This is a genomic window from Metallosphaera tengchongensis, assembly GCF_013343295.1.
Lineage (GTDB): Archaea > Thermoproteota > Thermoprotei_A > Sulfolobales > Sulfolobaceae > Metallosphaera > Metallosphaera tengchongensis.
The window spans coordinates 952,284-964,796 of record NZ_CP049074.1; the positions used below are offsets into that span (position 1 = coordinate 952,284).

A 12,513-nucleotide genomic window follows, 5' to 3' on the forward strand; every position below is an offset into this window, starting at 1 on the left:
AATGCGTTACTGTCCTTTCCACTTGGTAAAACTGCCAACGGTTTTTTGGGAATTTAATTTTCACGTACTCTTCACAAAGCTATTTTTCCATATAACTTATGATTTCAAATTTCCCATAACGCCTAGAGGATCGGTAAGAAAATTTCATAGCAATGCTTAAAACAAATTACTTACCTCTCCACTTCCTTAACTACGGTCTCGTAATAGGCGATAGCCCTCCTTATTAATTCCTTGTATTCGCCTAAGTATTTTTGGGGGTTAAGAACCTCTTTTAGTTCATCATCGTTAAATAAGTTCTTTATGGTATCGTTATCCTTAGCGACCTCATACAACGTTTTATTTTCCGTTTTAGCTTCCCTAGACAGACGACTTACAATTTCATGCGCTTTATGCCTAGACATACCCTTTAGGGTCAAGTTGATCATAAGGCTTTCGGCCATATTTAGACCTTTTGTCAGTTGGAGATTTCTTTTTAATGATCCTGGATAAACTCTCAGGTTAGTTAGTAAATCATAAAAACTATCTAACATCTCATCCATTATCAGAAAGACATGAGGAATGATAAATCTCTCACTGGAACTGTTGGTCAGATCCCTCTCATGCCACAATGGAATATTCTCAAGCGCCGGTATCACCATACCCCTCATTAGCTTAGCTAATCCGCTTACTTTCTCCGCCGTTACTGGATTCTCCTTATGAGGCATTGTACTGCTTCCTACCCTGTTACCTACACCCTCTGCAAGCTCCCCGATCTCTGGCCTCATGAGTTCGCGCACCTCTATGGCAAACCTATCCATTACTGAAGCCGCTATCGTCATGTTACTAATCAACTCTGCAAAACCATCTCTGGGCGCTATCTGCGTTGATATGGCATGGGGTTCCAAACCCAACTCTTCCATAACTCGTTTCTCTACTTCAATTCCGTTACTTCCCCACGCAGCCATAGTACCCACAGCTCCGCTCATCTTGCCTAAAACTACTCTTTTCTCTGTCTCCAAAAGTCTCTCCAGTGCTCTTGACATCTCATACAAATAATTAGCCATTTTGAAACCCAAAGTTATAGGTACAGCGTGCTGCCCGTGAGTTCTCCCTACCATCACTTCGTCTTCATATGTAATACTATACTCCTTTAATTTTTCTAATATTCTTCTGATCTTTTTCTTTATTACGCTCAACGCGTCCTTGACGATAAGAGCGTTGGCCGTATCCACAATATCGTAACTAGTGGCCCCAAAGTGAATGAACCTGCCAGAGTCCCCTGATTTCTCTGCTAGAGCTACTACCATTGCCATAACATCGTGTCCTAACTTGCTCTCTAGCTCATCTATTTCTTCTATTCGAAGACTCTTCGAAGCTTCCTTGACTTTCTGAACATCTTCCTTTGATACATATCCTAGGTCACTCAATGCGTTCAAAATTGCTAACTCTACTCTTATTCTGTACTGGAGTGACGACTCTCTCGTAAATATCCTCTTCATCTCTCCGCTTCCATATCTCCAATCTATTGGACATACAATATCCATATTCTTTGAGAGCTCAGAGAAGCTTAAAATAATACCTCTTCTCAAAAACACTTGTTGCTCAAAATGTCTATTATTACCCTAGCTAGCCACTCCTCTCTTCAAATACTTCACGGAGCAAAGAAGGAGGGATTCCAGACCGAAATAGTAGTGGATAAAAAAAGACAAAGCTTCTACAAAAGATTTCCCTTTATTGATAAATTTCATGTCTACTCCAACGAGGATGAAGCCGTCTCACTTATCAATAATATACAAGACTCTATTTTTATACCGCACGGTAGTCTTATAGAGTATATAGGGATGGAGAGAGTCTCTAAAATAAGGATCCCCATTTTCGGGAACAGATCTCTCTTTCCTTGGGAGTCTAATCAAGAGAAGAAAATGAAATTGTTAGAATTGAGCAAAATCAAAACCCCCACCAGGTTCAGTGACCCGGAAGAAGTTGATAGAACAGTGATAGTGAAACTTCCTGGAGCTAAGGGTGGGAAGGGGTATTTCGTAGCTAGGAGCAAGGGGGAGGTGAAGGATGGAATAAGGAGGTTATTGGACAAAGGAATGGTAAATGACCAAAGGGAAATAATAATCCAGGAATATGTGATCGGAATTCCTATGTACTTCCAGTTTTTCTATAGTCCGATCTTTCGTAGGGTGGAATTAACTGGAATAGATATAAGGTACGAAACTAACATAGATGGTCTGAAAAGGCTTCCCTCATGGATCTCTCAGGAACCCTCTTTCGTGGTAGCAGGTAATATCCCGGCTGTAGCTAGAGAAAGTCTTCTACCTGCAGTGTTCGACTACGCCGAAAGCTTCGTAGCAACGACCAGGGAAGTTGTACCCCCAGGGATTATAGGACCTTTCTGCTTAGAGTCAATTGTTACTGAAAACCTGGACGTGATAGTGTTTGAGTTCTCAGGTAGAATCGTAGCGGGGACGAACTTATACATAGATGGAAGCCCCTACAGCTGGCTCTATTGGGATGAACCCATGAGCGTTGGGAGAAGGATATCTAGAGAAATAAAACTTGCAAAGGAAAACAATAGAACCAGTGAGGTGACCACATAGTGAGGATCGCTTCCGTAGCCAGCCACTCGGCCCTAGACGTTTTTGACGGTGCAAAGGATGAGGGATTTTATACAGTAGCACTTTGTAAGAAAGGTAGAGAAAGACCTTATATTGAATTTAAAAGGGTAGTGGATGAATGTATTATACTCGATGATTTTAAAGAAATTATCACGGACAAGGTTCAAAGCAGACTACTACAGCAAGACACTCTGATTGTCCCTAATAGAAGTATGGCAGTTTACCTCGGTTACGACGCAATAGAATCAATGAGAGTCAAATTCTTCGGGAACAGAATGATGCTTAGATGGGAAGAGAGAAGTGGAGATAAGAATTATTACAAAATTCTTAAAGAAGCTGGAATAAAATATCCAAAAATAATAAAACCGGAGGAAATTGAGGACCCTGTTATTGTAAAGTTACCTGAGGCTAGGCGTAGAGTCGAGAGGGGATTCTTTTTTGCATCTGACTCTGAAGATTTCAAGCAAAAGCTCCAAAAACTAACCAAGGACGGTGTAATAGATGAGGAAAGCGTAACTAAAATGGTAATAGAGCAATTCATATTCGGAGCGTACTTTAATGTAAACTATTTCTACTCACCCATATTTGATAGAGTGGAGATAATTAGTGTGGATAGAAGAATTCAGAGTGATTGGGACTCCTTTTACAGATTACCCGCAGAAATACAAATCAAACTCAAAAAGTATCCAAGGCTTATCGAAGTTGGTCATGAACCTGCTACTATTCGCGAGAGTTTACTGGAAAAGCTATTTGACGCAGGATACTCGTTTGTCGAAGCTACGAAGAAACTTGAAAAACCTGGTATAATAGGACCTTTCACCTTACAATTGGCAGTTACCCCAGATCTAGACATAGTTGTCTTTGATGTAGCGCCTCGAATTGGAGGAGGAACCAATGCGTACATGGGGATAGGCAGTCAGTACTCCAAACTTTACTTTGGGAAACCTATCAGCTTGGGTAGAAGGATAGCAATTGAGATTAAGGAGGCCATAATCAAGAGAGAGCTGGACGTTATAGTAAGCTGATTTATAATTATAAAATTTTAGTAATTCTAGTAACAATCTCTTTCAGTTCTATACCAATGTTAAGAATTATAATTATAGAGTATTGACTCGAGACATTTTTATACCATGAAGTATCACTAATCAAAACGGTGTTTAATGCTCGATATACTCGTTGGAGGTTTTTACGGAGATGAAGGCAAAGGAAAAATAGCCTCTTACCTTGGTCTCATGGGAGGATACACAGTTTCAGTTAGAACTGGTTCCATTAATGCTGGTCACACAGTGAAATATAACAGTTCTACTTGGAAAATTAGAATAATCCCGTCCGCCTTCATTAATCCTAAAGTAACCCTGGCAATTGGACCTGGAGCTCTTACAAGTGTGGAACAGCTGAGAAAGGAAATGATTGAAACTGGCTCCAGTGAAAGAATAGTAATAGATAAACATGTAGGTATTATTACAGAAGAAGAAATCCAGGAAGAGAGGAAAGACGAACATTTAATGAAAACCATTGGAAGCACTGGACAGGGAGTGGGAATGGCTGAAGCAAAGAGAATCCTAAGGAAATTAAAATTGGCAAAAGATTTTGAGGAATTAGAAAAATACATTACTGATGTACCTCAAATGCTCTTAGAAAGATTAGACGCTGGAGAAAGAATTATGGTTGAGGGTACTCAGGGGACCTATCTTAGCTTATATCATGGTGAATATCCATACGTAACTAGCAGGAACACAACGGCCAGTGGTGTGCTGAGCGAGGTAGGAGTGGGACCAAAGTACGTTGGTCAAATTATAGTTGTTTTTAAATCGTTTGTCACTAGGGTAGGCGAAGGCTATCTAGAAAATGAACTCACGCCAGAGCAGGCTGAACATCTTGGATTGCTTGAAAGAGGAACGGTTACTGGTAGGGTCAGAAGAGTATCTCCTTTCAATACACCTTTGGCAAAGAAGGCAATAAGATTGAATTCAGCTACTCAGGTTGCCATAACGAAACTAGACGCTATATTTAAGGACGCTAAGGGGATTAAAGACTATTCTAAACTTCCGAGAGACGCACGGCTATGGATAGAAGAGCTTGAAAGTGAACTAAAGGTTCCCATAACCCTAATCGGTACAGGGGAGGATGCAATCGAGACCATTGATCTTAGAAGCGAGAAAATAGGTGATTGAAATGGAGTACGACGTGGTAATTGTAGGTGGTGGTCCAGCAGGTCTTTTCGCTGCGTATGAGATGGCTAACGCTATTCCGAAAAATGGAGACTATAAAATACTTCTTGTGGATAAAGGGGTGAAGGCTTCCAAGAGAAGTTGCCCTCTTCTATCGCCAAAGGAGAAATGCACCTTCTGCACTCCATGTCATATAAACTACGGCCTTGGCGGAGCAGGAACGTTTAGTAGCGGAATAATCAACTTGAGACCAGATATAGGAGGAGAGCTCCACGAATTAATGAGAAGTTGGGAGAAAGCCCAAAACATGATAAATTACGTTGATGATATCTTCGTAAAATTTGGAGCACCTCGAGACAGATTATTCAGACCTAATGAGGAGAAGGTAAAGGAAGTTCAGAGAAAAGCAGCAAAAGCTGGAGCTGAATTCGTTCCTATATTACAGAGGCATATAGGCACGGATAAAAGTCCTATGGTTATTGAGGAAATTACAAATTATGTTGAAAGAAACGGAGTGAAAATTTCTGAGCTTACTGAGGTTTACCAGATCGAGAAAAAGGGAAACATGTTTAACCTCAAGACTAATAAGGGAGAAATAGAAGCTAGGACAGTTCTGGCAGCGCCCGGTAGATCTGGAGCTAAGTGGTTTTACGATCAGGCTAAGAGACTTGGGGTTGATATGGTTTCAGGTCCTTTGGATATTGGAGTGAGGGTTGAGGTAGAATCGTTCATCATGGAAGACCTTACCAGTGCAGTATGGGATCCAAAAGTTATCATGTACACCAGGAAATATGACGACAAGGTTAGAACGTTTTGCGTCAATCCCGGAGGATATATTATGAAAGAAGTTTATGATGATGGTACTATAGGGGTTAACGGCGAGACTTACGTAGATAAGAAGAGTAGAAACACCAATTTTGCATTCCTAGCTACGGTTAAACTCTCGGATCCACTGGAGGACACCATAGAATATGGTAAGAGTGTAGCGCGACTTATGACTAGATTAGGTGGGGAGAAACCTATCCTTCAAAGACTAATAGATTTCGAAAAGGGAAGAAGAAGTACTTGGGATAGGATAAGCCGTTCTACAGTGAAGCCTACGTTAAAAGACGTAACTCCAGGAGATATAAGCATGGGCATGCCTTACAGAGTTGTGGCTGACCTAATAGAAGGTCTTGAAAGATTGGACAACATGGCATCTGGGATATATTCTTCTAACACTTTACTTTACGCACCAGAAATAAAATATTACAGTATGAAGGCTGTCGTAGATAGCAATATGGAAACTGTGGTAGACAATTTGTACGTGGCAGGAGATGGTGCAGGTCTATCTAGGGGAATAAATATTGCCGCTGCTACTGGAATACTTGCTGCTAGGGGAATAATTAGCAAATTAGGGATAAGTTAGCCAATTGAGTCACAGGAATATGTAATGATAAAGTGTTCCTATTAAGTTTCGGCCAATGTGTCCTGAAACTAAGATCTTTTTGATCTAAAATGTTTACTGATATTAAATATTTTATTATTTTAAAAATATTAATTGTAGGCATTAAATCAAATTAAATTGAAGACATTTTCGGATGACCGAATCTACATGAGGAACTGAATAGTCTAACCCATAATCTTTCTTTATACTTTTCAGTGTTCTACATTATTTGGAAAAATTTCGCATAACATCCACTGTCTTAATTGAAAATATCTGATAGTAATCCCTAAACTTGATAAAATAATCCGAAAATAATGGATACTGTTAGGCAATACAGAAGAGATATCATGACTTTAAAGAAATTGGCATGAAATTTCCGTTGTGATACACCTTTCTGTATATTGCTTAGCCTGTCTTGAGACACAAAATTCTTATATATTATTAAATCTTCTACGCTATTGGTTGATCCAAATGGAATTTACTTCTTAGGACCTAAGGGTAGTTTTTCCCATGAAGCGTCATTAAACATGTCCGGTTTGCATGTGGAAGCAAAGTCTATATCTGAAATATTTGAGAAGGTTGCCAATGAAGGCTCGATTGGGGTAGTACCAGTAGAAAATACGTTGGAAGGCCCAGTCAATGAGACCCTGGATAACTTGTATAAATGGAATGGAGTATTTGTAAATTATAGAATCGATATGAGAATAAAGCTGGTATTGGCTGTTAGAAATGGAACTAGGCTAAGTGATGTAAAGAAAATATATTCTCACAGTCATGCGATCCACGAGGCAAGGAATACCCTGAGCAAAATGGGTCTGACCAATTTCATACCAGTGGAAAGTACATCAAAAGCTGCTCAATTAGCTTCGGAGGAACGAGACTCTGCAGCTATTTGCTCAGAATTTGCTGCAAATATATATGGACTGAAGTCAGTATTGAGCGGAATAGAGGACGGAGTTAATATAACAAGGTTTCTTGTAATATCAAAAAACTACACGTCTATTGGGGATCGAACAATCGTCCTATTCACAATTCCTGACGTTCCAGGCGCCCTATACAAGGTTTTAGAAAAATTTTATATATATAATATTAATTTGTCCATGATTTATTCTAGACCTACTAAAATAGTTCCGTGGAACTATTACTTTTACCTAGAGTTTGAGGGGGATGTGGACACCGCGGAAAAGCTGGGTTTAGTTAGAGAGCTAAAGGAAGTTACAAATGAGCTCAAGATAAGAGGTAGTTACAAAATGCTTAACAGTGTAAAACACGATTAGTAAATTCTTTTCTTTTTAAGAACGGTGCGACTTATAAATATAATCATTACTCTATACCAATTCAGCGTCTCTCTAACCTTACAATTGACGAAAAACCACGGCCTATAGGACGTAGAGGAAGTCAGTATAATACTAGGAAGGAGTTTACATGACTATCCCTGGCTTTAGGTTTTCAAGACTGTAAAGTAGCATATAACTCCTTGCTCCGGTTATCCGTATAGCATTGAGCGATGCCTCCCTAATAACCTGCTTATCCCTTCCATGTAACATACAGTAGCAAAGGTAGTCCCAACGTTTGTTGCTTTCCCTTAGCACAACATGGGTTGCCTCGTGGAGGTTGTCAGCAATCCTTGTACAAGAGTCCTCAATATTCTCCGTATTTATTAATAGCATGGCGTTCTCGTTTATTCCTACCTTGTCACCGTTCAATGTTGCGCCGTAATCCTTTATTACATGCTTCTTTCTCAACTCCTGAAGTAAATCCACTAGTTCCTCCTCAGTGTATGCAAACTTTTCAGCTAGATGTTTGAATGGTCTCTCTGTGATTGGCAAAGGAAGCGATAAGGCTTTCAAAAATTCCATGTTTAAGCCCAATTCCTCGGCAGTAGGAATCTTATCAGGGGTTCTCTCACTCTTGCTCCATGATATCCCCCTAATAATATCATACTTTACAGCTAACTTTAAGTTCTTTTTAGAGAAAAGAATAACATAATCCTCAGCCCTAACATCTTCCATTAAGTCTCTAACCCTACGTTCTAGAGATTCTTTAGAATCTGCTTTAAGGACATACCATACATTATATCTAGGATGATTCCTTACGAAGTTATGTGTAAGTTCCCTGATATGAAGGGCTTCCCTCCTAAATTTCTCTAAGTTTTCTAGAGGAATGGAGGCTGCAATTAATGCGCCTTCCATCCCCTTAGACCTAAAATTTACATACATTCCTACTCTCTTGATCACTTCAGCGTCAATAAGTGCCGTAGTCTGGCTTATTACATAATCTTGAGACATTTTCAGTTTATCAGCTATTACTTGAAATGGGTTCGTAGTTAACGGAAAATTATACTGAAGTTCCATCAAAAGGTTTGCCTGGTTGTTATCGATATTCATAAAATATATTCTACGGGTGGAAGTTAAAAACCTGACCTAGTTGCAAATAAATAGGGTTCTTAAATTTGACCTCCTCCTTGCCTTAAAGGCCGAGGGTTCTGCCACGGTCTAAAGCATTACTCTCCTTTACGGGATTTACTCCGTTGGATGAGACTAAGAAGGAGAGGGCTTTTTCAGCTTGTCTAGTATTTTCTTTATTCCCGAATTTATTATGTTCAGAGGACCGTTGACGTCGCTGTCTAGTCTGTGACTTAAAGGACAAGTGGCCATCCCCCTAGGCTTCCTCTCGGTCTTAATGCCGTGGAAAGCACAGGATCTTGAGGTGTTATACTCAACCACCCTTGAGGTGTTATACTCAACCACCAAGGATGTCTCTATACCATACCGGTGGAGCTTGTACATTATAGCATGGACAAGTTTACGGTAAGACCAGATGTTCACGGTGAACCTGGTGCCCTTGTCCTGGGAGATGGAGTAAGGGTGCCTACGTAGACTGTTGAAACGCCTAGTCGCCATAACATCTTAGCTGGGTCTGAAGCTAAAGTCCTGTAGTAGTGAAGGAGTCTACGGTAGAGCTCCATAAATACTCTTTCCCTTTCCTTTAGCACTTCATCTCTAGCGTTAAGTCCCTGGATCTTTTCTGCTTCTCTTTAGCTTGTCTAGTTCAGCCGTCTTTTTCTGGAAGTAGAAGTAGTCTGGCTTTACAGTAGAACCACGGTAAAATAGGACAGTTCCATCGTTGACTACAACTGTTGCTAACATGTTTACACCAAGGTCTATGGACACTACCTTATCACCTTTAGGTGTCTCGACCTGAACCTTGTCCCTTTCACCGTGGACGATGAGGGAGCCCTTAATTGGCTTATTACTCTTCTTAGCAGTGACCCTCCCAACGTCTACATGGATGCAAGCCTAGAACTTGTTCCCTTCAATATGTATCTCTAGCCTAGGAGTATATGGAAAATTGTTTAAAAACTTTAACCCCACCTTTAAAGCCAAGGTTTGTCTTTCTATTATCAGTGACGAGCTGATTATATAGTTTATTAAAATTTTATAGAGAATATATAACTTAATATTAAGTCAACTGAAACAATTTTTACATAAGTTTTGATCCAGTAAAGTTATCACTTTGTCAGTTTATGAAACTCACTCCACTAATTTGACTTCAATATTTTCGTTTTGAAGATCTACAATAAACTTCCCTAAGACTTCTTGCTCAGCAACCTCGAACATAACGTATATCTTCGTGTATCCTGGCAGAACATCGCTACTTACCCTATCATGGATAACGTCTATTATGTTACCTCTTATCTGCGCAATATGGCTTAGAACTCTATTGAGATAGCCAGGTTTGTCTGGGACAATAACTCTAGCTTTTACAATTCTTTTACTTTTATAAAGTGTTTTGTCTATAATTCTAGCTAGCAACGACATATCAATGTTTCCTCCACTTAAGACGACCATCACTTTCTTGTCCCTTATATTCACTTTTCCGCTTAACAAAGCTGCCAGAGAGGAGGCGCCTGCAGGTTCCACTACCGCCTTATTTCTTTCCATCAATAATACCAGGGCTGAAGCAATTTCATCATCGTCCACAAGAACTATATCATCTACATAATTTGAAATAATATCAAAGGTTAAATTAGAGGGAGATTTGACTAAAATTCCGTCTGCAATGGAGTATGACGGTTCTATTTCAGTTAGCCTTCCTAGATCTTTGGAGATCTTCAAGGACGGAGAGGCATAAGACTGTACTCCTATTACCTTGATATTATTACTAACTTCCTTCAACGCTAGCGATATTCCAGATATTAGTCCTCCACCCCCTATGGGAACCACCACTACATCTGGTTTCTCTTTGGCTATTTCTAATCCAAGCGTCCCCTGACCTGCAATAACGTATGGATCATCGTAAGGGTGAACCAATGTTAGATTTCTCTCTCTTATTAATTCCTCAGCCTTTTTCATGCTTTCGTGGATATACCTACCGTACAGAATGACCTCGGCTCCATATCCCTTCGTCGCCCTGTACTTTGACACAGGTGCTGTCTCGGGCATCACTATAACTGACCTGATATTAAGTGACATAGAAGCGTAAGCAACTCCCTGGGCATGATTCCCAGCTGAAACTGCAATGACCCCTTTCTCTCTTTCCTCTTGCTTCATGTTCAAGATCTTGCTAAACGCTCCCCTAACCTTGAAAGAGCCTGTCTTTTGAAGGTTCTCCAGTTTCAAGAAAACTTGAGATCCAGTCATCCTCGAAAAAGTGGTTGAGTGATCCACTGGCGTTTCGTGAATGTAAGGGCTTATTAGCTCTCTAGTTTTGCGAATATTTTGCTGAATTTGTTTTATTTCCATCAGGAAAACCCTGCCTTCATCATTTATCAGCGATCGAAGACCTCTTCACCACATATAGATGAGGTTCTCAATTTCTTATATGTTTCATCTAATGTCTCAGGAAGAACTTTGGTGTCCCCTATAACAGGCATGAAATTAGCATCACCGCTCCACCTAGGAACCACGTGAACGTGAACGTGTTGATCTATACCTGCACCTGCGATTCTTCCTATGTTTATTCCAACATTGAATCCATCGGGAGAGTATATCTCCCTTAGGACTTTTAATGCCCTAGAAGTAAAGGCGAATATCTCCATTGCTTCATCCTTCTCTAACAATTCGAGCGAAGGTAAGTGCCTATAAGGCACTACCATCAAATGGCCTGGATTGTATGGATATTTATTGAGAATTATAAACGACTTCCTCCCCCTACAAACTAACAAGTTTTCCTTATCCATTGTCTCTTGAGTTACCCTACAGAATAAACAACCTTCCTGTTTACCCTTGGATGCATCGGCGATGTACTTAGACCTCCAAGGAGCCCATAAATGATCCATGTTCCTCATTAATCTGAAGTGAAGGACTATAAAGCTGTTTTTACTCTTCGGCGTCCCTTATGCCTGTATTAGTTATGCTGAAAACCACCTCTCCTTCTGGGAGATGAGGTGCGTCAACCATCCTGGCTATCCTTCTATTTCCTCTACTTTTCTTTATTTGAACTCTTATTCCCGGCACGTGGTATAACGTGTGCCCACCTACTGCTACTGTGGGATCGCCATAAAACATGTCAGGTCTAGCCATAACTTGGTTAGTAACTATTACTGCTAGGTCATATATTTCCGCAAGCCTAACAAGTTGATGAAGGTGCCTGTTTAATTTTTGCTGTCTAACTGCGAGGTTTTCTCTCCCTGAATACTCAGCCCTGAAGTGAGAGGTAACTGAATCCACTACGATCAGCTTGATACTCTCGTCCCTCGCTATGATATCTTGTAGTTCCTCAACTATGGCAATCTGATGGTCAGTATTAATGGCTCTGATGCTCATGATGTTCTGGAGTACTTCTTTTGGATCCAAGCCTATAGCTGATGCCATGGCCTTTATCCTTTCTGTCCTGAAGGTACCTTCAGTGTCTATATATAACGCTTTTCCAGACAATCCTCCCTTCTCGGGGGGAAGCTGGACGTTAACGGAGACTTGATGACAGATCTGAGTTTTCCCTGAACCGAACTCCCCGAATAGCTCGGTCATGGTCCTGGTCTCTATTCCACCCCCTAGCAAGCCATCCAAAGCCTGGCTCCCTGTGGTTATCTTCTTTACGTTGGCTCTCTCTTGTTCTATTTCTAGGGCCGTTTTGAACCTTATATCTAGCGCATCTCTAGCCTCCTTAATTATTCTCTGTGCTGTTGTTAACGGTATTCCAGCAGCTGTGCTTAGATCCTGCGGCGAGGCGACAGCGATTGACTCCAATGTTGAATAACCTGCCTCCGTAAGTTTTCCCAATAACGCTTGTCCAACTCCAGAAAGATCTTTAATGGTCTTGATCTTTTTCTTCTCCTCTACCTGGTCTGCCATTTCTTATCACACTCAAT

The 12,513-nt window shown here is 40.5% G+C and carries 12 protein-coding genes; 5 read left to right on the forward strand and 7 right to left on the reverse strand.

Annotated elements, in window-relative coordinates:
• Positions 1-170: 170 nt before the first annotated feature.
• The gene (purB, locus tag GWK48_RS05125; RefSeq protein ID WP_174630232.1) at positions 171-1,523 is read right to left on the reverse strand and encodes an adenylosuccinate lyase; all 1,353 of its coding nucleotides are present in this window, start codon (positions 1,521-1,523) and stop codon (positions 171-173) included.
• A gap of 63 nt (positions 1,524-1,586) precedes the next feature.
• Between purB and GWK48_RS05130 the strand changes: the two genes are divergently transcribed.
• The 5 genes from GWK48_RS05130 to GWK48_RS05150 all read left to right on the forward strand — a co-directional run bounded on the left by GWK48_RS05130 (position 1,587) and on the right by GWK48_RS05150 (position 7,477).
• On the forward strand, positions 1,587-2,585 hold the full coding sequence (locus GWK48_RS05130; protein WP_174632554.1) for a formate--phosphoribosylaminoimidazolecarboxamide ligase: 999 nt from the start codon (positions 1,587-1,589) through the stop codon (positions 2,583-2,585).
• Positions 2,585-3,628, forward strand: a complete 1,044-nt coding sequence (locus GWK48_RS05135; protein ID WP_425487488.1) for a formate--phosphoribosylaminoimidazolecarboxamide ligase family protein — start codon at positions 2,585-2,587, stop codon at positions 3,626-3,628. The genes GWK48_RS05130 and GWK48_RS05135 overlap by 1 nt, the downstream gene beginning before the upstream one ends.
• A 135-nt stretch (positions 3,629-3,763) precedes the next feature.
• Entirely contained in the window at positions 3,764-4,777 is a 1,014-nt protein-coding gene (locus tag GWK48_RS05140; RefSeq protein WP_174630234.1) for an adenylosuccinate synthetase, read from the forward strand.
• A gap of 1 nt (position 4,778) precedes the next feature.
• Positions 4,779-6,182, forward strand: coding sequence for an NAD(P)/FAD-dependent oxidoreductase (locus tag GWK48_RS05145; protein ID WP_174630235.1), 1,404 nt, complete (start codon positions 4,779-4,781; stop codon positions 6,180-6,182).
• Positions 6,183-6,658: 476 nt separating this feature from the next.
• Complete coding sequence (locus GWK48_RS05150) at positions 6,659-7,477, forward strand: prephenate dehydratase (RefSeq protein WP_174630236.1); 819 nt, start codon at positions 6,659-6,661, stop codon at positions 7,475-7,477.
• 144 nt (positions 7,478-7,621) lie between these two features.
• Here GWK48_RS05150 and GWK48_RS05155 read toward each other — a convergent pair whose 3' ends face one another.
• From GWK48_RS05155 to radA, 6 genes are all read right to left on the reverse strand, one after another.
• Positions 7,622-8,587: an Lrp/AsnC family transcriptional regulator gene (locus GWK48_RS05155; protein WP_174630238.1), complete on the reverse strand. Its 966-nt coding sequence runs from the start codon at positions 8,585-8,587 to the stop codon at positions 7,622-7,624.
• Positions 8,588-8,740: 153 nt separating this feature from the next.
• Positions 8,741-9,103, reverse strand: a complete 363-nt coding sequence (locus tag GWK48_RS11450; protein WP_246263918.1) for a transposase — start codon at positions 9,101-9,103, stop codon at positions 8,741-8,743.
• A 105-nt stretch (positions 9,104-9,208) separates the two neighbouring features.
• Positions 9,209-9,493 (reverse strand): transposase, encoded by a 285-nt coding sequence (locus tag GWK48_RS11455; protein WP_343044007.1) that lies wholly within the window; start codon positions 9,491-9,493, stop codon positions 9,209-9,211.
• A gap of 240 nt (positions 9,494-9,733) precedes the next feature.
• A complete protein-coding gene (gene ilvA, locus GWK48_RS05165) occupies positions 9,734-10,945 on the reverse strand; it encodes a threonine ammonia-lyase (protein WP_174630240.1) in 1,212 nt (403 codons plus the stop codon).
• Between the two features lie 26 nt (positions 10,946-10,971).
• Positions 10,972-11,481 carry an HIT family protein gene (locus GWK48_RS05170; RefSeq protein WP_174632558.1) on the reverse strand — a complete coding sequence of 170 codons (510 nt, stop codon included), beginning with the start codon at positions 11,479-11,481 and terminating at the stop codon, positions 10,972-10,974.
• Positions 11,482-11,521: 40 nt separating this feature from the next.
• Positions 11,522-12,496, reverse strand: coding sequence for a DNA repair and recombination protein RadA (gene radA / locus GWK48_RS05175; RefSeq protein ID WP_174630242.1), 975 nt, complete (start codon positions 12,494-12,496; stop codon positions 11,522-11,524).
• Positions 12,497-12,513 lie beyond the last annotated feature (17 nt).